The organism is Hoeflea sp. Naph1 (genome assembly GCF_046837775.1).
Lineage (GTDB): Bacteria > Pseudomonadota > Alphaproteobacteria > Rhizobiales > Rhizobiaceae > Hoeflea.
This window is the reverse complement of record NZ_CP177286.1, coordinates 1324972-1348889: the sequence shown is the minus strand read 5'-3', so window position 1 is coordinate 1348889 and position 23918 is coordinate 1324972. Positions and strand designations below refer to the sequence as shown.

The following is a 23918-nucleotide window of genomic DNA, read 5'->3' as shown; positions in this document are numbered from 1 at the left end:
CGTGAGCGCTGTTGGTGCAGCTTGTTTAGCCGCGCTGCTTGAAATCTCAATGACGATATGGCCATTCATGCACGTGGGCGGCGGTTGCCGTCCGAATTGATTGAACCAGGGTGATGATGATGTCCAGCAACCGTACCGAAACCGATAGCTTTGGCGCCATTGAAGTGGCGGCCGACAAATATTGGGGGGCGCAGGCGCAGCGCTCGCTTGGAAACTTCAAAATCGGCTGGGAGAAACAACCACTGTCAATCGTGCGCGCGCTCGGTATCGTCAAACGCGCCGCGGCAGAGGCCAACATGGACCTCAAGCGGCTTGATCCGGAACTTGGCGCGACCATCGTCAAAGCCGCACAGGAAGTGATCGACGGCAAGCTCGATGCCCATTTCCCGCTGGTAGTCTGGCAAACTGGATCGGGCACCCAGTCAAACATGAACGCCAATGAGGTGATCTCCAACCGGGCCATCGAAATGCTGGGGGGCGAGATGGGCTCCAAAAAGCCGGTGCACCCCAACGACCACGTCAATATGAGCCAGTCGTCGAACGACACCTTCCCCACCGCGATGCACATTGCCTGTGCGGAGCAGACGGTGCGGGCATTGTTGCCGGCGCTGAAGCATTTGCGCGCAGCTCTCGACGAGAAGGCAAAGAAATTTTCCGGTATCATCAAGATCGGTCGCACCCATACGCAAGACGCAACGCCGCTGACGCTCGGCCAGGAATTCAGTGGCTATGTGGCTCAGGTTGCCGCGTCGATCGAACGCATCGAACTGACGCTTTCCGGACTCTACGAACTGGCGCAGGGCGGCACCGCCGTCGGCACCGGGCTCAACGCTCCGGTGGGCTTTGCCGAGAAGGTTGCCGAACGCATTGCCACGATTACAGGGCTTCCGTTCGTCACCGCGCCCAACAAGTTCGCGGCACTGGCTGCGCATGACGCCATGGTGTTTTCGCACGGGGCGATCAACGCCACGGCTGCGGCACTGTTCAAGATAGCCAATGACATTCGCTTCCTGGGTTCGGGGCCCCGTTCCGGCTTGGGCGAACTGGCGCTGCCGGAAAACGAACCGGGCTCCTCGATCATGCCGGGCAAAGTCAATCCGACCCAATGCGAGGCGATGACACAGGTCTGCGTGCAGGTGTTCGGCAACCACTCCGCGCTCACCTTTGCCGGCAGCCAGGGCCATTTCGAACTCAATGTCTACAATCCGGTGATGGCCTATAATTTCCTTCAGTCGGTGCAATTGCTGAGCGACGCCGCGATCTCGTTTACCGACAATTGCGTTGTTGGCATCGAGGCCCGCGAAGACAACATCAAGGCGGCGCTTGACCGTTCGCTGATGCTCGTCACCGCGCTGGCGCCAACCATCGGCTATGACAATGCGGCGACGATTGCCAAGACCGCACACAAGAACGGCACCACCCTGCGCGAAGAGGCGTTGAAGGCCGGGTACGTCACCGCGGAGGACTATGACCGCCTCGTCCGGCCGGAAGATATGACGCATCCGGGTTGAGCGGTTTGCCGGCAATGAAGCCGCGCTGACTGCCATCGCGCTTCTGTAAGCGTGTGCTGCACGCTTACCGTTTGGGCGCAGGACTGCTATGTCTCAGGATCTAAATCGCAGACAGAGCGGCGTTTGCATGAACAGGGCTGCTGTTTTCGCTGTATGTTTGAAGACCAGATCCAAAGGAGCAAACGATGGGCAATCAGAAAACCGACAGGACCGTGGAACTTGAAATCGACGGCAAGAAGCGGGTTTTTGATATCGATGACCCGAAACTGCCCGACTGGGTGGAGGACAAGGCCTTCGGCTCCGACAACTATCCCTATGAGGAAAAGCTCAAGCGCAAAGAATATGAAAAGACGCTGGAGGCGCTGCAGGTCGAACTGGTCAAGGTGCAATCCTGGCTCGGCGAGACCGGACACCGGGTGATTGCCGTTTATGAAGGCCGTGACGCCGCCGGCAAAGGTGGATCGATCGGGGCCACACGGGCCTACATGAACCCGCGGGCGGCACGGATCGTGGCGCTGCCCAAGCCGACCGAAACCGAACGCGGGCAATGGTACTATCAACGCTATGTCGACCATTTTCCGACCTCGGGCGAGTTCGTGCTGCTGGACCGCTCCTGGTACAACCGCGCCGGTGTCGAACCGGTGATGGGGTTCTGCACACCCGAACAGCACCGGCTTTTCCTGGAGGAAACGCCGCATTTCGAGCGCATGCCCGTCAAGGCCGGAATTCACATGTTCAAGTTCTGGCTCAATATCGGTCGGGAAATGCAGCTCAAGCGGTTCCACGACCGGCGCCACAGCGCGCTCAAGTCCTGGAAGCTCTCGCCGATGGACATCGCCAGTCTCAACAAATGGGATGATTACACCGAAAAACGCGACCAGATGCTCGAGGCCACCCACACCGAACACGCGCCCTGGACCGTGGTACGCGCAAACGACAAGCGACGGGCGCGGATCAATGTGATCCGCACCATCCTGACCAAGCTTCCCTATGACGGCAAGGACGAGGGCGTGATCGGTGAACTGGATCCGGCCATCATCTCCGAGGGACCGATCGGGCTTTAAACGTCGGCGGCCCCGGCCATCAGTTGCACGCTCACGCCCGATATTCCGCGAGCGCGGCTGTCGGCTGACCTCAGCGCCGCCGGAGCGTGCAAACGCAAGGGAAGCGGCGATCGGCTGGTTGCATTTTTTTGAAACTTCCAGGGTCGAGCAAACCAGATGCACGGCTGCGAGCAGAATATCGGTGCGGATCGATAGAGCGTTGGTCCCGGGGGGGGGCGAACACGACCATGCCTTCAGGCCGCCAGATCCAGCCCTGTCCCGGGTCAATGGGGAACATCCGCGCGCCAGGTGACGTGTGCTGCACAAGCCACATCCGCGCGGTTCCGACATGGCTCCGAGAGGAAATTTGTCCCCGGCGCATGTGCTATTGGGACTCATTGCCACGGTAACCGTCATGGAAGAGGGGTATTTGTCGCTAAAGTTACGTTTACGTCAAAGGAATGTATTGCAACGGGTTCCGCGCCACTCTAAATCCGTTATATGCTTTGGGGTTAGGGAAGAGGTACCCGGCGGCGTGTTGCACCTGCCCGCGGCCGGACAAGAGGGAGAACGATATCATGACAACGACTGCTGCTGCCGATCGCATCTGGCTCGCATCCTACCCGCCAAATACGCCGGCTGACATTGCACCGCTGGCCCATGCTTCGGTCGGCGCACTGATCGAAGATTCCTTCCGGCGTTTTCCGAACCGCCCTGCTTATACCTGCATGGGCAAGACCATGACCTATGCCGACATGGAGCGCGTCTCCACAACGTTGGGCGCATGGCTGCAGTCGCTGGGCTTGGAAAAAGGCGACCGGGTTGCGCTGATGATGCCGAACATCCTGCAGATGCCGGTGGCGTTGGCCGCGGTTTTGCGCGCCGGCTATACGGTGGTCAACGTCAATCCGCTTTACACGCCGCGCGAACTCCAGCACCAGCTCAAGGATTCGGGCGCCAAGGCGATCATCATTCTCGAAAACTTCGCTGTCACGCTGGAACAGGTGATCAAGAACACCGAGGTCAAGCATGTCTGCGTCACCACCATGGGCGATCTGCTGGGGCTAAAGGGCCACTTGGTCAATTTCGTTGTCCGCAAGATCAAGAAGATGGTGCCCGCATGGTCACTGCCCGGCCATGTCAGCTTCAAGCAGGCGCTGTCAGCTGGCGCAGGCAAGACGTTGAAACCGGCAGCCATGGAACCCTCCGATGTCGCGTTTCTGCAATATACCGGCGGCACCACCGGCGTTTCCAAGGGGGCGACGCTGCTGCATTCGAACGTCTTGGCAAACACCGCGCAGAATGATCTGTGGCTGGCTGCGGCGTTCATCAACAAGCCGAAGCCCGATAGCCTGGTGTTTATGTGCGCGCTGCCGCTCTATCACATATTCGCGCTGACGGTGAACGCGCTGATGGGAATGGCGCAAGGCGCGCACAACATCCTGATTCCGAACCCGCGCGACATTCCGGGCTTCGTCAAGGAACTGGGCAAATACGAGTTCAACGTGTTTCCCGGGCTCAACACGCTGTTCAACGCGCTGCTCAACAATGACGACTTCCAGAAGCTCAATTTCAAGCCGCTGTTGCTGACACTCGGCGGCGGGATGGCCGTGCAACGCCCTGTCGCCGAACGCTGGAAGACACTAACCGGCTGCGTGATTTCGGAAGGCTACGGGCTTTCGGAAACCTCGCCGGTGGCAACCGCCAACCGCTTCGACGCCACAGACTTTTCCGGCACGATCGGCCTGCCGCTGCCATCGACCTATATCGACATTCGCGACGAGGATGGCGCCTCGATGCCGCTTGGCGAGGTCGGCGAGATCTGCATCAAGGGGCCTCAGGTGATGCACGGCTACTGGAATCTGCCGGACGAGACCGCCAACGTCATGGCCAAGGACGGCTATTTCCGCTCCGGCGACATGGGTTTCATGGATGAGGCGGGCTACACCAAGATCGTCGACCGCAAGAAGGACATGATCCTGGTGTCGGGCTTCAACGTCTATCCCAATGAAGTCGAAGAGGTTGCGGTCGAGCATCCCGGCATAGCCGAAGCCGCAGCCGTGGCCATTCCCGACGAACATTCCGGTGAAGCTGTGAAGCTGTTTGTGGTCAGAAAAGACCCCAATCTCACCGAGGCGGATGTGAAAGCGCATTGCGCCAAGGGCCTGACCAATTACAAGCGCCCGAAGATCGTGGTGTTCAAGGACGAACTGCCCAAAACCAATGTCGGCAAGATCCTGCGGCGCGAATTGCGCGACGCCTGAGCCCACAGCATCACGACAACCAGACAAGGCGAGGCCCGCGGGAAACTTGATTTCACGCGGGCCTCGCCGCATAGGTGGTCAAGTACAAACACGGAGGCTTTCCCTTGACCCCTGAAGTCCGCCAGGTTCTGTCCCTGTTGCAGTCGCACCGCGACACTGGTGCGCCGCGTGACATGCGTGCGACCTTCGCTGCCGACCCCGGCCGCGCCGAACGCCTCTCTGCGCGTTACGACGATTTGCTGATGGATTACTCCAAATGCGCGGTCAATGACGAGACACTCGACCTGCTCATCGATCTGACTTCCGCCGCCAGGATTGAAGCTCGGCGCGACAGCATGTTCGCTGGCGAACCGATCAACTCGACCGAAGGCCGTGCGGTGCTGCACACCGCCTTGCGCGCATTACCAACGGCCGATATCCGGGTTGACGGTGAGAATGTGGTGCCGGGCGTGCATGCGGTGCTCGCCGCCATGGGCGCGTTTGCCGACGGCGTGCGCTCGGGCAACATTCGTGGCGCCACCGGCAAGGCTTTCACCGATATCGTCAATATCGGCATCGGCGGCTCGGATCTCGGGCCGGTTATGGCGACGCTGGCACTGGCGCCCTATCACGACGGGCCGCGGGCCCATTTCGTCTCCAATGTCGATGGCGCCCATATTGCCGACACGCTCTCGGGTCTCGACCCCGAAACCACGCTGGTGATCGTCGCCTCAAAAACCTTCACCACCATCGAAACCATGACCAACGCGGCAACCGCGCGCGCCTTCATCGTCGCCAAGTTGGGCGAGAAGGCCGTGGCGGATCACTTCGCAGCCGTCTCCACGGCGCTCGACAAGGTTGGCGCGTTTGGCCTCGACCCCGCGCGTGTGTTCGGGTTCTGGGACTGGGTGGGCGGACGCTACTCGCTATGGTCGGCAATCGGCCTGCCGGTGATGATCGCCATCGGCAAGGACGCCTTTCGCGACTTTCTGGCCGGCGCCCGGGCGATGGACGAGCATTTCAAATCCGCGCCGGTTGCGCAGAACCTGCCGATGCTACTGGGCCTGATCGGTGTCTGGCACCGACTGGTCTGTCACTATCCAAGCCGGGCGATCATTCCCTATGACCAGCGGCTGTCGCGGTTTCCCGCCTATCTGCAGCAGCTCGACATGGAATCGAACGGCAAGTCGGTGGGCATCGACGGCAAACCGGTTGAGACCGCGTCGGGGCCCATCGTCTGGGGCGAACCGGGCACCAACGGCCAGCACGCGTTTTTCCAGCTGCTGCACCAGGGTACGGATGTAATCCCGGTCGAATTCATGATTGCCGCCAATGGCCATGAGCCGCAGCTCGCGCACCAGCATCAATTGCTGATCGCCAATTGCCTAGCGCAATCGGAAGCGCTGATGCGCGGTCGCACCGGCGCAGAAGCCCGTGCGCAGCTGATCGCCAGCGGGACTTCGGAAGCAGAAGCCGACCGGCTCGCACCACACAAGACATTTGCCGGCAACCGGCCTTCGATCACCCTTGTCTATGACCGGTTGACGCCGTTTTCGCTGGGACGGTTGATCGCCCTTTACGAACACCGCGTCTTTGTCGAGGCGCAGATCTTCGGCATCAACGCTTTCGACCAATGGGGTGTGGAGCTGGGCAAGGAACTGGCGACCGCACTGCTGCCGGTGGTCAGGGGCGAAAGCGCCGGTGGCGACCATGACGCTTCGACGCTGGCGCTGGCCAAGACCATCCGCGAGATGCGCGGCGAAAACTGATTTGCGCGCGACTGCGAACTGGGCCTAAAAACCGATCTCGTTGGCCCAGGGTGGATTGGCGCCAGGACGGGAAACGGTGACGGCTGCGGCGCGGGCGCCGAGCCTGAGCGCATTGCCGACGGCATCCGCCGACAGGGTGCTGATCGCCGACTTGCTCAACAGCCCGTCGCGCTTGAGCGAGGCGAGAATGCCTGCATTGAAGGTATCACCGGCACCTACGGTATCGGCCACGGTGACTTTCTCGCCTTCGACCTCGACCATCTGGTCGCGGGTAAAGCCAACCGCACCACGGGCGCCACGGGTAAACACGACAAGGCTTGCCCCCCGCGCGTGCCAGGTTCGCGCAGCGGTCTCCATATCAGCCATGCCGAACCATTCGAGATCCTCGTCCGACATCTTGACGATATCGCTCATGGCGATCATCCGGTCGATCCGCGCCCGGTGACTGGCCGGGTCGGTGATGAAGCCGGGCCGGATATTGGGATCGAGCGAGATTACCCGGGTTCCGCTTTCGTGGCGCATCAGGCTCTCATAGGTGGCGCCGCAGGGATCCGGGATCAGGCTGATGGCGCCGAAATGCAGCGCCTCGACATTTGCGTCAAGCACTGGCAAATCCGCCTCGGTGATCATCCGCCCGGCGGTATTTTCGTCAAAGAACGCGTAACTCGCCTGGCCATCGATCAACCTCACGAAGGCCAGCGTCGTGTGCAGATCAAGCGTAGCGCAATAGCTGTGGTCGACGCCGCTCTTGTCGAGGGCTTCGCGCAGGATATCACCGAACATATCGCTCGACAGGCCGGTGAAGAAGCCGGTCTGAAGCCCCAGCCGCCCAAGCGCCAGCGCGGTATTGAACACCGACCCGCCAGCATAGGGTGCGAACGCAGTCTCACCCTCTGTCGATGTGCGCGGCAGCATGTCGATCAGCGCTTCACCACAGCAGACGATCATCGCGTTTCCTTCCCCACAGGTGTATTTTTCACGGCTGAACCGGCAATTCAGAAACGCCACCGTGATCCGCCGACCATTTCAGCGGTGCGTCCAGAAACGCTTCCACCGAGGCAAGCGTCGCAGGGTCGAAAGCCTTCTGACGGGTTGCCGCTGCCAGCACGTCGCGCCAGGTTGCCAGATAATGCAGCGTGACGTCCCCCTTGGCAAAGCGGTCGGCGGCTTCGCTGAAAATACCGTAGTAAAACAAGGCGATGCCGTGTTCGACAGTTGCATCAGCTGCGCGCAACGCATCAATGAAGGTAAACATTGAACCGCCCGCCGTGGTCAGATCCTCGATCACCAGCACCCGTGAGCCGGGCGCCAGATGGCCTTCGATCTGGGCGTTGCGTCCGTGTCCCTTGGGCTTCTTGCGGACATAAACCATCGGCAGGCCGAGGCGTTCGGCGAGAAAGGCCGCAAAGGGAATGCCTGCGGTCTCGCCACCGGCGATGCAATCGAATTGCTCGAAGCCTGCTTCCGACAGGATCGTGGCGGCTGCGAAATCCATCACCGCCGAGCGAACCCGCGGGTAGGAAATCAGCTTGCGGCAATCGATATAGACCGGGCTCATCATGCCCGAGGCCAGCTTGTAGGGCTCGGTGGCGTTGAAATGCACCGCCTTGATCTCGAGAAGCATCCGGGCGACCGTATCGGCGATCACCTTTCGGTCGGGAAAACTGTTGGAGAACATCGATATCACCCCCGCGACTGTGGGACCTGGGTGAAACACCCGATCCGGTGCAATTTTGCGCTCCGAATACCAGCTTGGCGGAGCGGTTGAAAGGCGATCAGGCAATTTCCCAGTGGATGGGCAAAAGCGGATCAAACACGGTGACCGGCCCGTCACCGGTGTTGATCTTGTCGGGCCAGGTCACGGGTTGGTCGCGCCGCACCAGCGTGACTGTCTCGGTATTGACCGGCAAGCCGTACCAGGCCGGGCCGTTGATACTGGCGAAGGCGGCAAGATTGTCGAGCGCATCGTCCTGTTCAAACACCTGCGCGAGGCAAGAGAGTGTGTTGATAGAGGTGAAGATACCGGCGCAGCCGCAGGCGCATTCCTTCAACGGATCAACATGCGGGGCGGAATCGGTACCGAGGAAAAACCGTGCATCGCCGGACGTCGCGGCCTTGCGCAACGCCAGGCGATGGCTCTCGCGCTTGGCGACAGGCAAGCAGTAATAATGCGGCTTGATGCCGCCGGCGAGGATGGCGTTGCGGTTGATCATCAGATGGTGGGTGGTGATGGTGGCGGCGAGATTGGCGACGGCCCCCATCACGTAATCAACGCCATTGGAGGTGGTGACATGCTCGAGCGTGATCTTGAGTTCCGGGATCCGCCGGCGCAATGGCTCCAGCACCGTGTCGATAAACACTGCCTCGCGGTCAAAAATATCAACCTCCGGGTCGGTGACTTCGCCATGGATGCACAGGGGCATGCCGATCGCCGCCATTTTTTCGAGCACCGGCATCACCTTGTCGAGGTCACGCACGCCTGAATGGGAATTGGTGGTGGCGCCCGCCGGGTAGAGCTTGACGGCAGTGACCAGTCCGGATGCATGTGCTTGCGCGACATCGGCGGGGTCGGTGCCTTCGGTCAGATAAAGGGTCATCAACGGCGTGAAACCGAGCCCCTCGGGCAAGGCCGCCATGATCCGGTCGCGGTAGGCACGGGCGTCATCGGCGGTGACCACCGGCGGCACCAGATTGGGCATGATGATGGCGCGGGCGAAATCGCGGGCGCTGTAGGGCAGCACCCCTTCCATCATCGCGCCATCACGCAGATGCAGATGCCAATCGTCCGGTCTCGGAATGGTGATTTCGACCACGTGCGGGCACTCCTTCAATTGTGATGTCGGCTCGGCCAGGTCGCGGGTTGACCTTTTGACGGCAGGCGGCAACTGATAGAGCAAGCCTTTAGCAGGCAAACAGCAAGCAGGGAAAGACATCATGGATCTGGGACTGACAAGAAAACGTGCACTGGTGCTGGCGTCATCACGCGGGCTGGGCCTCGGCGTGGCCGAAGCGCTGGCGGCCGAAGGCGCCAATGTGCTGATCACCGGGCGCGACGGGGAGCGGCTGCAAGCAGCCTGCGAGGCAATCAACGGACGCGGCGCGGGTCAGGCGAAATTCGTGGTGTCGGACCTGTCGGACAAGAATACTCCGGCACTGCTGGAAGAAACCGTAGGCAAGGAATTCGGCGGGCTCGACGTCCTGGTCAACAATACCGGGGGGCCGCCGCCCGGACTGATGAGCGAAGCCGATCTTGCTGTCGTCCACCGTCAGTTCGAAATCATGGTGCTGAGCGTGATGGACGTCACCGCACGGTTTCTGCCCGGCATGCGAGCCCAGGGATGGGGCCGGGTGCTGACACTGGCTTCGTCGGGGGTAATCCAGCCGATCCCCAATCTCGGCCTGTCGAATACGCTCAGGGCGGCGCTGGTCGGCTGGTCGAAGTCGATGGCCAACGAGGTCGCCAGCGACGGCGTGACTTTCAACATGCTGTTGCCGGGCAGGATCGAAACCGCCCGGCTCAAGCAGCTGGATGCCGCCAATGCCGAGCGTTCAGGCAAGAGCCTCGAAGCCATCGCCGCGGCTGCGCAGGCGCAGATTCCTGTGGGGCGCTATGGCGCGGTGGAAGAATTTGCCGCCACGGCCGCGTTTCTGGTGAGTGCACGGGCGAGCTACGTCAACGGTTCGATGATCCGCTGCGACGGTGGAGCCATCAATTCGGTCTGATGATCGCCCCACGCCAGCGCATGCCACAGGCGCCGGGGTCAGCGCACCCCGGCCTTCAGATGGCGCGCTTGAGACTTTCCTCGATATACTGTTTCCGCAGGCCGAGTGTGACCGGGCCGGGCTTTCCGCCTGACAGTTCGACACCGTCAATCGAGATCACCGGCCCGACGAACACAGAGGCGGAGGTAATGAAAGCCTCGGCCGCATTGCGGGCTTCCTCAATAGTGAAGACGCGCTCCTCGATCTTTGTGCCGCTGGCGGCCGAATACTCCATCAGCGCCGCGCGGGTGATGCCAGAGAGAATCGATGGTGACAATGGCCGGGTGACGATCGCCCCCTCGCCTGTGACAATAAAGGCATTGTTCGACGTGCCTTCGGTGACGACGCCGTCGCGCACCATCCAGGCATCGTCGGCACCGCGCGACTTGGCTTCCATCTTGCCAAGCGAAGGATAGAGCAATTGCACGGTCTTGATGTCGCAGCGACCCCAACGCAGGTCGGGAATCGAGACTATCTTCATGCCGGTTTTGGCGACGCCGGTATCGATCAACGGTCGACTCTGGGTAAACAACACCAAGGTCGGCGTCAGTTTTTCGGTGTTGAATGCGAAATCCCGGTCAACGACACCACGGGTCAACTGCAGATAGACCACGCCCTCGTCGACGCCGTTGCAGCTTATCAGTTCACGGTGGATTGCCAGCAGTTCCTCATCGCTGACGATGAAGCGCATGCCAAGCTCGTTTGCCGAGCGGTGCAGGCGTGCGGTGTGCGCAGGAAAATCAATCAGCTTGCCGCCGACAACCGCTGCAACTTCGTAGATACCGTCGCCAAACAGAAAACCACGGTCGAACACGGAAACCGTGGCCTCATTTTCGGGCACATAGGCTCCGTTGACATAGACTGTGCGCATGGCGCCCCCCTGTTTTCCAAGGTTCCTTTCTTGCCAGATTTTGGCAAATGTCGCCATGGGCTTTTTTGACGTCGGCGGCGTAATCTCCGCGCAGGGTCGATGCACTAGACAGAAACCAACAGAGTAGCGGGCCAGATCCATGAGCAAACGTATCGCCTATACCAAACCGTCGATCACTGAACTTGAGGTGACGTATGCCACCGACGCGGCTCGCCATGGCTGGGGGGCGCATTGTTACGATTACATCCACCGGCTGGAGCGCGGTTTTGCTGCCCACCTCGACGTCAAGCACGCGATCGCCACATCGAGCTGCACCGGCGCGCTGCATCTGGGCCTGGCAGCACTCGGTATTGGTCCCGGCGACGAGGTAATCCTGGCTGACAGCAACTGGATCGCCTCGGTCGCCCCCGTGGTTCATCTCGGCGCTAAGCCGGTGTTTGTCGATATTCTCAGCGACAGCTGGTGTCTGGATCCCGACCTTGTCGAAGCGGCGATCACGCCACGGACGCGGGCGATCATCGCCGTGCATCTGTATGGCTCGATGTGCGACATGGACAGGTTGCGGGAAATTGGTGCGCGCCACGACGTCGCCATTATCGAGGATGCAGCCGAAGCGATCGGCTCGGCCTGGGGCGGCAAGTGTGCCGGTTCGATGGGAGCCTTCGGCACCTTCTCGTTTCACGGCACCAAGACCATGACCACCGGCGAAGGCGGCATGTTCGTGACCAATGACTCATCCCTTTTCGAGCGGGTGACGACCTTGTCCAATCATGGCCGTGACGCCAGCGAGCCGCGCCAGTTTTTCCCCACCGTCACCGGCTACAAGTTCAAGATCTCGAATATCGCTGCGGCCATCGGTTGTGCCCAAATTGAGCGGATAGACGAGTTGATCGCCCGCAAACGTGCCATCATGGCGAGCTACCGCCAGCTTCTCGGTCCGCTTAGCGGAATCTCGCTGAATGCAGAACCTGATGGCGTCACCAATGGCTACTGGATGCCGAGTGTGGTGTTTGACCGCGCCACCGGAGTGACCCGGAACATGCTGATTGAGGCGTTTCAGGCCGCCGATATCGACGCGCGGGTGTTCTTCTGGCCGCTGTCTGAACTGCCGATGTTTGATGCCCGACCAGATAATCTCACCGCCCACGACGTTGCTTCCCGCGCCATCAATCTGCCGAGCTATCACGACATGGACGAGAATGCCCAGATGCGAGTTGCCAACGTGATCCGCGACCTTCTGAAAGCATAATTAGCGATACCGAGAGACTCAGGCGTCCGGTTTGCGCTTTGATGTCTCGCCTGCGTTATCAGCCTTGTCGACCAATTCGATTTCCAGCTTCGTTTTCAACTCAGAATCTTCAGGTTCGGGACTGCCGTCACGAACCGTCCATCCCAGGCGCTGATATACGAAAGCTGGGTCCTGATTTCGGTCTCGATGTTCCATGGCAGTATCACCACCCTGTCTGGTTGGTCAGAAACAAGCCGGTCTTCGCCGACAATCGGAATATGTGAACCGGGCATGTAATGCCCCTGCTTGGCGGGGTTGCGGTCAACCACGAAATCAATGTCGTCGGTGCCTGCGCCAACAAAATTCAGCAGCGTGTTGCCCTTGGCAGCGGCACCATAGGCAGCCACCTTCAACCCTTCAGCACGGGCCTCCTTGAGGAAACTGCGAAAGCCGTCGCGCACGGCCTCCGCGTTTGCCTGCAAGCTTGCGTAAAAGGCTGGGTGGTCCATCCCTGCCCGGCGCTCGGTCTCGCGAATGGTTTCGACGGCAGGGGTCGGCTGATGGGCGCCCACATCGCTACGGCAGGCATAGATCCTGAGACTTCCACCATGGTGCGGCGTGGTCCCGACATCGAACACCGTGAGGCCGTTGGCGCGAAAAATGCGTTCGACAGCAAGCAGCGAGAGATAGGAATAATGCTCGTGATAGGCAGTGTCGAACTGGTTGCCGCGGACCATCTCGTAGAGATGCGGGAACTCGAAGGTGGCTACGCCTGCGGGTTTAAGCAACGCCGCAAAGCCTGCGACAAAATCGTTGATGTCGGGCACATGAGCGAGCACGTTGTTGGCGGCGATCAGATCCGCCTGCCGGCCCTCTCGCGCCAGTTTTTCACCCAGTTCACGGCCAAAGAACTTTTCGACAATGTCGATGCCCCTGGCACGCGCTGCCTCGGCCGTGCCGTGGGTCGGCTCGACCCCGTAGCAGGGTATGCCGAGCGCCTTCACATATTGCAACAGGTAGCCGTCATTGGCGGCGATTTCTGCGACCAAACTGTCTGGGCCGAGGTCGAACCGCGTCCGCATGTCTGCAACATACGCTTGCGCATGGTCGAGCCAGGTTTTCGAGAACGAGGAAAAATAGGCGTAGTCATCTGAGAAAAACTCTTCGCGGTCGGCAAAATCCTCGGTCTGGGTGAGCCAGCATTCGGTGCAGGTGCTGATCACAAGCGGGTAAAGCTTTTCCGGTCGGGAAAGGGCTTGCGCGTCGAGATAGGAATTGGAAGGAGGCGCCCGCCCCAGATCCAGGAACGGGATAAATGCGGTTCCGCCGCAATGCCGGCAGCGCATCATGGTTTTTCTCCTGTGGTGTCGAGCAGCGGATGCGAGCCGTCGCGTTCGGAAATGCCGGTTACCGGCAATGGCCAGGCAATGGCCAACACTGGATCATCGGCGCGCAGCCCGGATTCATGGTCCGGCGCATAGGCGGCGGAGTGAACATAAATCAGCTCCGCATCGTCACTGAGTGCCTGGAAGCCATGGGCAAAACCTTCGGGCAGATAGAGTGCCGTGCCGGCTTCCGCCGAAAGCTCGGCAGCGGCATGCTGGTAGCGTGTCGGGCTGTTCTCGCGGATGTCGACAGCGACATCGAACACCGATCCGCGAATACAAATCACCAGCTTGGCCTCGGAATGGGGCGCACGCTGGAAATGAAGACCGCGAAGGGTGCCTGCCTTGCGGGTCTGGCTGTGGTTGATCTGGGCTACCGGTCCGGGCCAACCGACCGCTGAGAGCGCCTCGGCGCAGAATATCCGGGCAAAGGCGCCACGGTCGTCGACCCTCGGCGACCGCGCGACCAGCATCGGTCCGCCGGCTGTACCCGGCATCAGTTCTGTCATGGTGAACGGCGCAGTGCTCACGACACTGGCTCCAGGAACGCCTGCCCGAGTGCTTCAAGATAGGCGCTGCAATCGGCTTGGCAAAGCTCGCGCGCCGGGCGCCCGGTATCAAAACCGCGATACCAGCGCGCGGTTCGCGCCACGGTCTCCTCAAGCCCCCATTGTGCTGAGACCGAAAGATCGGCCCGGGCGCGTGCGGGATCGAGCGCCAGCGTTTGCGCCTCGGGAGGGCCGTCTGGCGCGGTTGCATATTCGGTAGAAGCTTCACCATATTCGGATCCGGCAAGCCCGAGCACCGCGCCAACCGTGGCGCTGGCGGTCGCAGGGCCGAAATTATAGGCGGGTGCGACAACCGTGCCTGACGCCAGTTTTTCGGCCAGCACCAGGTAACCGCGCAACGGCTCCAGCACATGTTGCCAGGGGCGTGTCGCCCATGGCTGCCGTACCTTGAGCATACTCCCTGCAGACCATGCCCTCATGGCATCGGGGAACAACCTGTCCTCTGCCCAATCACCCCCGCCAATCACATTGCCGGCGCGCGTTGTGGCAAGGCCGCACCCCATCGCCTTGAACCTCGTGCGCCATCCGTCTACCACCAGTTCGCAGGCAGCCTTACTCGCCGAATAAGGGTCCTCGCCGCCAAGCGGGTCGGTCTCGACAAACGCCCGGCCGTCGCCTGCATTGCGGTAGATCTTGTCGGTGGTCGCAACGATGACAGCGTCGGCAGTTCCGATCTCAGCCAGTGCGTTCAAAAGATTGTTGGTACCGCCGACATTGGTTGCGAAAGTACCGTGCGGATCAGCATAACCGCGGCGAACCAGGGACTGGGCGGCAAGGTGAAAAACAATCTGCGGTTTGGCCCGTCCGACCAACCTACCAAGCTGCTCCGGATCGCGGATATCGGCAATTTCACCGGCAAGCCGGCCGGTTTTGAAAAGATGGTTGAAGAGCCAGGTCGGAGTCTCGGGGGGCAGCGAACATCCACTGACATCGGCCCCCATGGATTCCAGCCAGAACAGCAGCCACGCCCCTTTGAAACCAGTATGGCCGGTCAGCAACACTTTGCGGCCACGCCAGAATTCCGGGTCGGGTGTCGCCTCGGTCACCAGTTTTTCCAAGGCGCATTCCCCTCGGTCCACAATGCTTCAAGCATGTTCTTGTCGCGCAAAGTGTCCATCGGCTGCCAGAAGCCACGATGGAAAAATGCCCTCAGTTCTCCCGCGCCGGCGAGATCGGCGAGCGGTTCCGCCTCGAAGCTGGTGCGGTCGCCCTCGATTCGCTCCAACACCGGGTTGGAGAGCACGAAGAATCCGCCATTGATGAAGCCACCCTCACCTTCCGGCTTTTCGATGAATCCCTGCACCTTGTCGCCGTCCAGCTTGAGCGCACCGAACCGCGCAGGCGGACGAACCGCAGTAACGGTGGCCATGCGGCCATGCGATTTGTGAAAAGCGATGGAGGCGGAAATGTCGACATCGGCCAGGCCGTCACCGTAAGTGAAGCAGAAACTCTCTTCGCCCTCGAGATAGGGCGCCACCCGCTTGAGACGCCCGCCAGTCAATGTCGATTCGCCGGTATCGACCAGCGTGACACGCCAGTCTTCAGCGTTCTGACGATGAAAGTGAATGGTGTTATCGGACATGTTGAAGGTCAGGTCCGACATGTGCAGCGCGTAATTGGCGAAGTATTCCTTGATCACGTATCCGCGAAAGCCGCAGCAAATGATGAAATCGCGCACGCCGTGGCCGTGATAGAGCTTCATGATGTGCCACAGGATTGGCCGACCGCCGATTTCCACCATCGGTTTCGGCCTGAGATGGGTTTCCTCCGACAGCCGCGAACCAAGTCCGCCCGCAAGAATGACAACCTTCATGTTCGTGTCTCCGGGACCACACCGACACGGCTGAGCACGCCCGCCAGGTTTGTCTGCCCGCGCATGCTCTCAGGCCTGGTGTCTGCCCCATGCTCCATGCCGCCCGAAGATCCCCTAGCAATCAGTTTGCCAAGGCTAGGCCGGCAAGCTTTCGCGAAGCTGTTGGCAAACCCGCTCAGGCGATAACGACAATCGGCTTCAGCCATTGTTCGCAAAGCTCTGCTTGCCTATAAGTGAGCGACCATGCCTGCGCCCGCCGCATGCGAATGCAAGCCGCCACCACCGGCGCGAGACGAGGACCACATGCTCGAAGATGGCAAGCTATATCTCGGCACCAGCCGCAATCCCGATGACAGCATCAACAAGGGCGAATATCTCGATCTGAGATACGCCAATCGCCACGGCCTGATCACCGGCGCCACCGGCACCGGCAAGACCGTGACGCTGCAAATTCTGGCCGAGAGCTTCTCCAATGCCGGTGTGCCGGTGTTCTGCGCCGATGTGAAAGGGGATCTGGCAGGCATCGCGGCAATCGGCGAAACCAAGGACTTCCTCGAAAAACGCGCCAAGACCATCGGGCTTGATCCCTATGTTTACCAGGAGTTTCCAGTCATCTTCTGGGATCTTTTCGGCGACAAGGGACACCGCGTCCGCACCACCATTTCAGAGATGGGGCCGCTGCTGTTGGCGCGGCTGATGGACATGTCGGACGCGCAGGAAGGCGTGCTCAATATCGCCTTCAAGCTGGCCGACGAGAACGGCCTGCCATTGCTCGATTTGAAGGATTTGCGCTCGCTTTTATCCTACATGGCGGGCGAGACCGAGAAACTCTCGGCGATGTACGGCAACATCAGCAAGCAGTCGCTGGCAACAATCCAGCGCGGGCTATTGGTGCTGGAGCAACAGGGCGCGGAGCACTTTTTCGGCGAGCCGGCCCTGAAGATCGCCGACATCATGCGCACCACCAATGACGGTCGCGGGGCGATTTCGGTGCTCGCCGCCGACAAGCTGATGATGAACCCCAGGCTTTACGCCACCTTCCTGCTGTGGCTCTTGTCGGAGCTGTTCGAAGAACTGCCCGAGGTCGGCGATGCCGACAAGCCAAGGCTGGTGTTCTTTTTCGACGAAGCACATCTCTTGTTTGATGAAGCGCCAAAAGTCCTGATCGACCGGGTCGAACAGGTTGTGCGGCTGATCCGGTCCAAAGGCATTGGCGTATTCTTTGTCACCCAGAACCCGCTTGATGTGCCCGAAACCGTATTGTCGCAGTTGGGCAACCGGGTCCAGCATGCGCTCAGGGCCTATACCCCGCGCGAGCAAAAGGCGGTCAAGGTAGCCGCCGAGACGTTCCGTCCCAACCCGGCCTTTGATTGTTTCGAGGCGATCACTCAATTGGGCGTCGGCGAGGCGCTGGTTTCAACGCTCGCAGCCAAGGGCGTGCCGTCGATGGTCGAACGGACATTGATCCGGCCGCCGTCGTCACGGCTTGGCCCGATCTCCGAGCCTGAACGGGCGAAGGTAATGGCGGTAAGCCCGGTGGCCGGACAGTATGACGAGGATCTCGACCGTGACAGCGCCTTTGAGATGCTGCAACGCAGGGCCGAGGAAGCCGCCATGGCGGAAGAGACTGAACGCCGCCGCGAGGAGGCAGACGACGAAAAGGAACAACCGGAGAGCCGCCGCTGGACCTTGCCCGGCTATGGCGATGATGATGATGACGGCAGAAGCGGTCGCACCTCGCCCAAGCGGCGCAAAACAAGCAAGTCGCGGCCCGGATATAAGCGCCAGACCGTGACCGAGGCAGCGATCAAATCGATGGCGCGATCAGCCGCGAGCTCGCTTGGCCGCGCGCTTGTGCGCGGCATCCTCGGATCTCTGAAAAAGGGTTTTTGACGGACCCAGCCGCGGCCATCACTGGCCGCGACAATCAAGACTCTGGGTAGCAGAAACCCACCGCCTCACAGATATTTCATGCGGGCCCCGCCACTATGCCAGCCAGACGCATGTCCGATCTGTCAGGCTACAGTGCATCATAGGAAAGCTTCAAGCGGGCCGGGTTCGCAACGCGATTCTACACCACCACAATCGGAGTCCGGTTGGGCACGCGGTCATAGAGATCGATGATGTCCTGGTTGAGCAGCCGTACGCAACCTGAGGAAACGGCCTTGCCGATCGACTTGTATTCAGGGCTGCCGTGCAGCCGGTAAAGTGTATCTTCGCCGTTCTGGAAGATGTAAAGTGCGCGGGCCCCGAGCGGATTGTTCAATCCCGGCGCCATGCCGCCGTTTTCCGCTGAATAAGGCTCCAGATCGGGCTGCCGCTCGATCATTTCCTGCGGCGGAGTCCATTTCGGCCATTTCTGTTTCCATTGCACCACGGCGCGACCGGACCAGGAAAATCCTGCGCGGCCAATACCGACACCGTAGCGCATGGCGCGGCCGTTTTCACGCACCAGATAAAGCATCCGTTCTGAGGTGTTGACGACGATCGTTCCCGGTCGTTCGCCGGTAGGATCGGCCACTTCCTGACGCAGGAAGGCCGGATCGATCTCGTAGTAGGGAATCGCCGGCAGTGGAAACGGCTCATCGGGCCTGGGGCCATACATGATATCGTAATAATCAGACCGCCGTGCCAGGCCTGAGCCACGGTTGACCGGTGTGCGGAACGCAGGCTTGGTTTCAGCATTAAAGCGTTCGGTTGTCGTTGATGTGCAGCCGGCAAGAGCGGCTGTGGCCCCAATGCCTAGCGCCAAGAAGCCCCGCCGGGAAGGTGCGCAGTATTCATCATGGATTCCGGAGATACCGGTCATTGTCATGTTCTTGCTTTTTGATCCGGTCATGGCGCGGAAAGTCCTTCAGGCTCGGTGTATCGGCGGCTCGTCAGGCGAGGCCGGAATTCGCTCTGGCCCGGTTAAAGACGCGGAGCCACATTTGAGTTCCGATTGTGACCATCCAAAGCCCATGCTGTGGCCAATTCGCCACAGCGGCAGACCACGCACATACGTTTAGGTGATCATGGCGGCAGTGTGAAAGCAAAAATGTTGACTACATCTGATTGGCCCGTTCTGTACGCATCGTTTTCCCGCCCGCGCTGGCTTGAAATAAGCACTAGGCAGGAAGGCAGCTCATCCAGCCTTCGACCACAGGCCTTGGCCAGGAAACCGTGCCACATTGTCCGGACCGATATCATCGGGCTCCATCAGTCGTTTGAGGAATGCAGCGCTCCAGCGGGCAATGTCATTGCGTTCAAGATGTGCATACAATGTGTTCTGACGCTCGATGCGTTCATCCAACGACATTTCCAGGGCTTTCTTGATGGCTTCGGCAATGCCTACCGGGTTGTGCGGATTGATGATCAGCGCCGCCGTCATTTCCTCCGCCGCACCGGCAAATTGCGAAAGGATCAGCACGCCGGGATCGGTTTCATCCTGGGCGGCGACATATTCCTTGGCGACGAGGTTCATGCCATCAAAAAGCGGCGTTACCAAACCGACGCGGGATTGCCGGAACAAGGCCGCCAGTTCGTCGCGTGGCATGGCGCGGTGAATATATTGCACCGGCGTCCAGTCGATGGTGCCGAAATTGCCGTTGATCTTGCCTGAAAGATGCTCGAGCTCGGACCGGATGTCCTTGTAGGCATCGACATTGTCGCGGGTTGGCGGCGCGATCTGCAATAACGACACATTGCTGCGGAACTGCGGGTATTTGCCCAGGAAGGTCTCGTAGCCGGCAAGACGCTGCGGCAGCCCCTTGGAGTAATCCAGCCTGTCAACGCCGATCAGGCGGGGCAGAAGCGGCAGCTCGGTGGTGGCAGCGCGCTGGATGGCGAGACGCCGGAAACCAGTCACATCGATCGAGATCGGGAAGCAGCCGAGCGCCACCTCACGCCCGTTGACGCCGATATTGCCGTTGGCGCGCAGCTCGCCACGCAGGCCATGGCGGAAAATGGTGATCATGTTGGCGAGGTCGCGCCGGGTCTGGAAACCAATCAGGTCGTAGTCAGCCAGCCACTTCGTCATCTCCCGCCAGTCGGGGATCGCCATGAAGGTCTGCAGGTCCGGCAATGGAATGTGCAGGAAGAAGCCGATCCGGCACTTTACGCCGAGCGCCTTGAGGTAATGCGCCAGCGGAATCAGCTGGTAGTCGTGCACCCAGATGAGGTCATCATCTCGTACCGTTTCGGCGATCTGCCTGGCCAGCCGTTCGGCCACCTGTCGGTAAGCCGCGGCATAGCGCGGTTTGACAACAATCAGGTCAACCCGGCCGTGAAACGCCGGCCACAGCACCGAATTGGAATAGCCCAGATAATAATCATGATGGAGTTCCGGTTCGAGTTCGAACAGGGCAACGTCAAAGTCTGGCCGGTGATGGAGAACGAGTTCAGGCGACGGATCCTCATGCTGCTCGGGTGCACCGCCGATCCACAGCCCGCCGTCTTTTGACAGCGCATCCTTGAGTGCGACGACCAGGCCGCCTGAGTCGCTGGCACCGTCGATCGATGGGGCCCTGTTGGATACGACAATCAAACGTCCCACTGTCAATTCTCCTGCCGTGCAAGCTTGAGCTGGGCCGAGTCAAATTGGGTCCGCAGCCATTTCTTGAAACTTGCGGGGCTAGCGGTGCGATACTGCGCGGCGGTCACGCCGTCGCCGACCTTGATGGTCGTGCCGCCCTGTCCGTTGACCCAGGCAAAGGCGATCTCATCGGTTGCATCATCACCGGCAAAAACAATATCGCGACCGTGGAATTCATCGAACTGCATGATGCGCTCGATCGCCCGCGCCTTGGATACATCCCTGGGCTTGATTTCGATTGCCATCTTGGCCGTTTGCATCTCGAACTCCTCGTCATCCTCAATCAGGCACCTGACAAAGTCTCGCACTTTGCCTTCGATCTCGGGGTGAGTACGGAAATGCAGCACAATGCCGAAGCGCTTGTCCTCGGCGATCATGCGCGGATCGATGACGGCGAATTCCATGACCGCGTTCTTGATATGCTCAAGCCGATCAAGGTTGCAGTCGATGCCGGGCAAAGTGCGGGCGTTACGGCGCAGTTCAGCACCGTGGCCACCGGAAATAGTGCCCTTGAATGTGTCAAGATAATGAACGATTTCATCCAGGTTGCGGCCCGATACAATAGCCAGGGCACCACCATGGCGCGTGTACAATTGATCAAGCAGCGCCTTGTCGGCAGAACTGACGCGGATCGAATCCGGCGTCGGCGCTATGTCAATCAAGGTGCCGTCAAAATCGACAAGCAGTGCGGTCTGTTGTGCCAGGCTCAACCGGTCAAGCTCGTCGGGCGACGTGGACTCAGGCTTGAACCCAACCAGACTGTAATAGTCCAACTGTTGTTGCATGACAGAAAGCTCTCGTTGATCTCCTCTTAAACGAATTCGCCGCCGGATCGTTCCATCGCGACCACCAAAATATTCCCGGTCGCTGCCGCTGTCAAAGCCCTGGCGACACAGGCCAACTTCCCTGCGAGGAAACCGGAGGTCAGACAACGGCATTGAGATCCGGCAGGATCATTGACGGCGACAGATCGAGATATTCGTCCGGCATCTGGGTACGGTTAATCCAGATGGTGCGAAATCCGAACTTGGTGGCGCCGGCTACGTCCCAGCGATTGGATGACTGGAACGAGACTGCACCGGGATAAAGGCGGTAGGCGGTTGTGACCAAGTCGTAGACCGACGGATCGGTCTTGAAGATCTGAAGCGCATCAACGGAAAACACGTCGTCGATGACGCTATCGAGCGCCGCGTTCTTGACCGCTGAAGCGAGCATCTCACTTGAGCCGTTGGACAATATCGCAACCCGCGCCCCGGTGGCTTTCAGTGTCTTCAGCACGGTAGGCACTTCGGGATAGCAATCGAGCTTGAAATAGGCGTCGAGCAATTGCGGGCGCAGGCTCTTGTCGGCGCTCGGCACTCTCTCAAAGGCGTGATCCAGCGCTTCCTCGGTCAGCGCCCAGAAATCGCGCCATTGTCCCATCAGGCTGCGCGTCCAGGAATATTCCAGTTGCTTGGCGCGCCAGATCTCCGACAGCAGTTGGCCATCGGGGCCGATCGCCTGCGCATGACGGCGCACCGCAGCGTGAACATCGAACAAAGTTCCATAGGCGTCAAAGACATAAGCGGCATATGACATCTCGAAAATCCCTCATGCAACGGTGCCACGATGCACATGTTGCAGTGCAACAGTCAAGCGCGGCCTTTCGCCCACGGGCAAACTGGGCCACCACGGCACGCAACCAACAAGCGTGAGCGGTGCCCGAATGGCGGTAAATACGTGCATGGTTTGTTGCCACTGACAACCGATGCACGCAAGGATCGTGCGATTGCGGCTGCAGTGCAGGTTTCCTGCCGGCGCATGACTTGACGACAACGGCGGCACTGGTCGATTGTCATCAACTTGCAGATGACACCGGCAGGAGGAACACATGGCCGTCAACACCCAAGCACGCACCAAGACCTGGACCTATGTTGATGGCGAGTGGCTGGAGGGCAATCCGCCATTGATCGGCCCGGTCAGCCACGCCATGTGGCTTGGATCGACCGTGTTTGACGGCGCCCGCTGGTTTGATGGCGTAGCCCCCGATCTCGACCTGCATTGCCAGCGGGTCAACCGCTCGGCTGATGCGCTGGGCATGCGGGCAACCATGCAGGACACCGAAATAGAAGCGCTCGCGCATGAGGGACTGAAGAAATTTGACGGCAAGACCGCCGTCTACATCAAGCCAATGTACTGGGCTGAACACGGCGGGTACATGTCGGTGCCGGCCGATCCGGACTCGACCCGCTTCTGCCTGTGCCTGTTTGAAAGCCCGATGATCGCCTCAAGCGGATTTTCGGTTACCGTGTCGCCGTTCCGCCGCCCGTCCTACGAATGCGCGCCGACCAACGCCAAGGCCGGGTGCCTGTATCCCAATAACGGCCGGGCGGTGATGGAAGCCAAATCACGCGGCTTCGACAATGCGCTGGTGCTCGACATGCTCGGCAATGTGGCCGAGACCGGCACCTCGAACATCTTCATGGTCAAAGATGGCGTCGTGTTCACGCCGGTGCCGAATGGCAGCTTCCTGTCCGGCATCACCCGCGCGCGCGCCATCGCACTGTTGCGCGCTGCCGGCACCGAGGTGGTGGAGAAGACGCTTTCAGTCGCCGATTTCAAGGATGCCGACGAGATCTTTTCGACCGGCAACCACTCCAAGGTGGTGCCGATCATCCGCATCGAGGACCGCGAATTGCAGGCCGGCCCGGTGGCGCGCGACGCCCGCCAACTTTACATGGACTGGGCGCATGGCTGAGACACCGCACATCGTGGCGGGTCACCGGAAATGAGCCCTCGCCGCACGCATTCGACCGGATCGCCGATGGAACAGGCGGCAGCCTATTCGCGTGCCGTTCGGCTGGGCCCGTTCGTGCACGTCTCAGGGACCACCGGCTATGATTATACAAGCATGGAAATGCCCGCCGGCGTGGCCGATCAGGCGCGCAATTGCTTTTCCACCATTGCCGCCTCACTGGCGGCGCTGGATGCCGGGCTCGGCGACATCGTGCGCGTGACCTATTACGTCACCAAGCCCGAGCATTTCGATGCGGTGGCGCCAGTGTTGCGCGAGTTCCTGGGCGGCATCAACCCCGCAGCCACAATGATCGTCTGCCAGCTAATCCGTCCGGAGATGCTGGTCGAGATCGAGGTCACTGCCCAGATTGAGTAA

The 23918-nt window shown here is 60.3% G+C and carries 21 protein-coding genes; 9 read left to right on the top strand and 12 right to left on the bottom strand.

What is annotated here, in order from left to right:
* The first annotated feature begins 119 nt into the window (after positions 1-119).
* The 4 genes from fumC to pgi all read left to right on the top strand — a co-directional run bounded on the left by fumC (position 120) and on the right by pgi (position 6566).
* Positions 120-1511, top strand: a complete 1392-nt coding sequence (gene fumC / locus ACK6D9_RS06355; RefSeq protein WP_412051045.1) for a class II fumarate hydratase — start codon at positions 120-122, stop codon at positions 1509-1511.
* Positions 1512-1696: 185 nt separating this feature from the next.
* Positions 1697-2575 (top strand): polyphosphate kinase 2, encoded by an 879-nt coding sequence (ppk2, locus tag ACK6D9_RS06350; RefSeq protein ID WP_322990690.1) that lies wholly within the window; start codon positions 1697-1699, stop codon positions 2573-2575.
* A 557-nt stretch (positions 2576-3132) separates the two neighbouring features.
* Positions 3133-4818: a long-chain fatty acid--CoA ligase gene (locus ACK6D9_RS06345; RefSeq protein WP_412051044.1), complete on the top strand. Its 1686-nt coding sequence runs from the start codon at positions 3133-3135 to the stop codon at positions 4816-4818.
* Between the two features lie 104 nt (positions 4819-4922).
* The gene (gene pgi, locus ACK6D9_RS06340; protein ID WP_412051043.1) at positions 4923-6566 is read left to right on the top strand and encodes a glucose-6-phosphate isomerase; all 1644 of its coding nucleotides are present in this window, start codon (positions 4923-4925) and stop codon (positions 6564-6566) included.
* Between the two features lie 24 nt (positions 6567-6590).
* On the opposite strand, the gene ACK6D9_RS06335 is transcribed toward pgi, so the two are convergent.
* The 3 genes from ACK6D9_RS06335 to pyrC all read right to left on the bottom strand — a co-directional run bounded on the left by ACK6D9_RS06335 (position 6591) and on the right by pyrC (position 9379).
* The gene (locus ACK6D9_RS06335; RefSeq protein ID WP_412051042.1) at positions 6591-7514 is read right to left on the bottom strand and encodes a carbohydrate kinase family protein; all 924 of its coding nucleotides are present in this window, start codon (positions 7512-7514) and stop codon (positions 6591-6593) included.
* A gap of 28 nt (positions 7515-7542) precedes the next feature.
* Positions 7543-8244, bottom strand: coding sequence for an orotate phosphoribosyltransferase (locus tag ACK6D9_RS06330; RefSeq protein WP_322990480.1), 702 nt, complete (start codon positions 8242-8244; stop codon positions 7543-7545).
* Positions 8245-8341: 97 nt separating this feature from the next.
* Complete coding sequence (pyrC, locus tag ACK6D9_RS06325) at positions 8342-9379, bottom strand: dihydroorotase (protein ID WP_412051041.1); 1038 nt, start codon at positions 9377-9379, stop codon at positions 8342-8344.
* 121 nt (positions 9380-9500) lie between these two features.
* Between pyrC and ACK6D9_RS06320 the strand changes: the two genes are divergently transcribed.
* Complete coding sequence (locus ACK6D9_RS06320; protein ID WP_412051040.1) at positions 9501-10289, top strand: SDR family oxidoreductase; 789 nt, start codon at positions 9501-9503, stop codon at positions 10287-10289.
* Positions 10290-10344: 55 nt separating this feature from the next.
* On the opposite strand, the gene ACK6D9_RS06315 is transcribed toward ACK6D9_RS06320, so the two are convergent.
* On the bottom strand, positions 10345-11199 hold the full coding sequence (locus ACK6D9_RS06315) for a D-amino-acid transaminase (protein ID WP_412051039.1): 855 nt from the start codon (positions 11197-11199) through the stop codon (positions 10345-10347).
* Positions 11200-11338: 139 nt separating this feature from the next.
* Between ACK6D9_RS06315 and ACK6D9_RS06310 the strand changes: the two genes are divergently transcribed.
* Entirely contained in the window at positions 11339-12448 is a 1110-nt protein-coding gene (locus tag ACK6D9_RS06310; RefSeq protein WP_412051038.1) for a DegT/DnrJ/EryC1/StrS family aminotransferase, read from the top strand.
* Between the two features lie 95 nt (positions 12449-12543).
* On the opposite strand, the gene ACK6D9_RS06305 is transcribed toward ACK6D9_RS06310, so the two are convergent.
* Genes ACK6D9_RS06305 through rfbF form a run of 4 tightly spaced genes read right to left on the bottom strand, consistent with a single transcriptional unit; the run spans position 12544 to position 16194 of the window.
* Entirely contained in the window at positions 12544-13773 is a 1230-nt protein-coding gene (locus tag ACK6D9_RS06305; RefSeq protein ID WP_412051752.1) for a methyltransferase domain-containing protein, read from the bottom strand.
* On the bottom strand, positions 13773-14309 hold the full coding sequence (locus ACK6D9_RS06300) for a dTDP-4-dehydrorhamnose 3,5-epimerase family protein (protein ID WP_412051751.1): 537 nt from the start codon (positions 14307-14309) through the stop codon (positions 13773-13775). Before ACK6D9_RS06300 ends, ACK6D9_RS06305 begins: the two co-directional genes overlap by 1 nt.
* Positions 14310-14338: 29 nt before the next feature.
* Complete coding sequence (rfbG, locus tag ACK6D9_RS06295) at positions 14339-15439, bottom strand: CDP-glucose 4,6-dehydratase (RefSeq protein ID WP_412051037.1); 1101 nt, start codon at positions 15437-15439, stop codon at positions 14339-14341.
* Positions 15424-16194: a glucose-1-phosphate cytidylyltransferase gene (gene rfbF / locus ACK6D9_RS06290; RefSeq protein WP_322988630.1), complete on the bottom strand. Its 771-nt coding sequence runs from the start codon at positions 16192-16194 to the stop codon at positions 15424-15426. Before rfbF ends, rfbG begins: the two co-directional genes overlap by 16 nt.
* Positions 16195-16497: 303 nt before the next feature.
* On the opposite strand from rfbF, the gene ACK6D9_RS06285 reads away from it, so the two are divergent.
* The gene (locus ACK6D9_RS06285; RefSeq protein WP_412051750.1) at positions 16498-18087 is read left to right on the top strand and encodes a helicase HerA-like C-terminal domain-containing protein; all 1590 of its coding nucleotides are present in this window, start codon (positions 16498-16500) and stop codon (positions 18085-18087) included.
* Positions 18088-18265: 178 nt separating this feature from the next.
* On the opposite strand, the gene ACK6D9_RS06280 is transcribed toward ACK6D9_RS06285, so the two are convergent.
* The 4 genes from ACK6D9_RS06280 to ACK6D9_RS06265 form a co-directional block, all read right to left on the bottom strand.
* Positions 18266-19003 (bottom strand): L,D-transpeptidase, encoded by a 738-nt coding sequence (locus tag ACK6D9_RS06280; protein ID WP_412051749.1) that lies wholly within the window; start codon positions 19001-19003, stop codon positions 18266-18268.
* Between the two features lie 315 nt (positions 19004-19318).
* Positions 19319-20728 (bottom strand): alpha,alpha-trehalose-phosphate synthase (UDP-forming), encoded by a 1410-nt coding sequence (locus ACK6D9_RS06275; RefSeq protein WP_412051036.1) that lies wholly within the window; start codon positions 20726-20728, stop codon positions 19319-19321.
* A gap of 2 nt (positions 20729-20730) precedes the next feature.
* Positions 20731-21552: a trehalose-phosphatase gene (otsB, locus tag ACK6D9_RS06270; RefSeq protein ID WP_412051035.1), complete on the bottom strand. Its 822-nt coding sequence runs from the start codon at positions 21550-21552 to the stop codon at positions 20731-20733.
* A gap of 139 nt (positions 21553-21691) precedes the next feature.
* On the bottom strand, positions 21692-22345 hold the full coding sequence (locus tag ACK6D9_RS06265) for a haloacid dehalogenase type II (RefSeq protein WP_322988626.1): 654 nt from the start codon (positions 22343-22345) through the stop codon (positions 21692-21694).
* A 292-nt stretch (positions 22346-22637) separates the two neighbouring features.
* Here ACK6D9_RS06265 and ACK6D9_RS06260 point away from each other — a divergent pair, with 292 nt between their 5' ends.
* Positions 22638-23504, top strand: coding sequence for a branched-chain amino acid aminotransferase (locus ACK6D9_RS06260; protein WP_412051034.1), 867 nt, complete (start codon positions 22638-22640; stop codon positions 23502-23504).
* A 30-nt stretch (positions 23505-23534) separates the two neighbouring features.
* Positions 23535-23918 (top strand): RidA family protein, encoded by a 384-nt coding sequence (locus ACK6D9_RS06255; protein ID WP_322988624.1) that lies wholly within the window; start codon positions 23535-23537, stop codon positions 23916-23918.

What these genes read in the sequence shown, in the direction of transcription:
- ACK6D9_RS06285 (WP_412051750.1), top strand. Translation starts at nt 16,498, where the DNA reads ATGCTCGAAGATGGCAAGCTATATCTCGGCACCAGCCGCAATCCCGAT.
- ACK6D9_RS06260 (WP_412051034.1), top strand. Translation starts at nt 22,638, where the DNA reads ATGGCCGTCAACACCCAAGCACGCACCAAGACCTGGACCTATGTTGAT.
- rfbF (WP_322988630.1), bottom strand. Translation starts at nt 16,194, where the DNA reads ATGAAGGTTGTCATTCTTGCGGGCGGACTTGGTTCGCGGCTGTCGGAG.
- ACK6D9_RS06330 (WP_322990480.1), bottom strand. Translation starts at nt 8,244, where the DNA reads ATGTTCTCCAACAGTTTTCCCGACCGAAAGGTGATCGCCGATACGGTC.
- ACK6D9_RS06315 (WP_412051039.1), bottom strand. Translation starts at nt 11,199, where the DNA reads ATGCGCACAGTCTATGTCAACGGAGCCTATGTGCCCGAAAATGAGGCC.
- ACK6D9_RS06255 (WP_322988624.1), top strand. Translation starts at nt 23,535, where the DNA reads ATGAGCCCTCGCCGCACGCATTCGACCGGATCGCCGATGGAACAGGCG.
- otsB (WP_412051035.1), bottom strand. Translation starts at nt 21,552, where the DNA reads ATGCAACAACAGTTGGACTATTACAGTCTGGTTGGGTTCAAGCCTGAG.
- ACK6D9_RS06300 (WP_412051751.1), bottom strand. Translation starts at nt 14,309, where the DNA reads ATGCCGGGTACAGCCGGCGGACCGATGCTGGTCGCGCGGTCGCCGAGG.
- ACK6D9_RS06305 (WP_412051752.1), bottom strand. Translation starts at nt 13,773, where the DNA reads ATGCGCTGCCGGCATTGCGGCGGAACCGCATTTATCCCGTTCCTGGAT.
- ppk2 (WP_322990690.1), top strand. Translation starts at nt 1,697, where the DNA reads ATGGGCAATCAGAAAACCGACAGGACCGTGGAACTTGAAATCGACGGC.
- ACK6D9_RS06320 (WP_412051040.1), top strand. Translation starts at nt 9,501, where the DNA reads ATGGATCTGGGACTGACAAGAAAACGTGCACTGGTGCTGGCGTCATCA.
- ACK6D9_RS06310 (WP_412051038.1), top strand. Translation starts at nt 11,339, where the DNA reads ATGAGCAAACGTATCGCCTATACCAAACCGTCGATCACTGAACTTGAG.
- fumC (WP_412051045.1), top strand. Translation starts at nt 120, where the DNA reads ATGTCCAGCAACCGTACCGAAACCGATAGCTTTGGCGCCATTGAAGTG.
- ACK6D9_RS06280 (WP_412051749.1), bottom strand. Translation starts at nt 19,003, where the DNA reads ATGACCGGTATCTCCGGAATCCATGATGAATACTGCGCACCTTCCCGG.
- ACK6D9_RS06335 (WP_412051042.1), bottom strand. Translation starts at nt 7,514, where the DNA reads ATGATCGTCTGCTGTGGTGAAGCGCTGATCGACATGCTGCCGCGCACA.
- ACK6D9_RS06265 (WP_322988626.1), bottom strand. Translation starts at nt 22,345, where the DNA reads ATGTCATATGCCGCTTATGTCTTTGACGCCTATGGAACTTTGTTCGAT.
- ACK6D9_RS06345 (WP_412051044.1), top strand. Translation starts at nt 3,133, where the DNA reads ATGACAACGACTGCTGCTGCCGATCGCATCTGGCTCGCATCCTACCCG.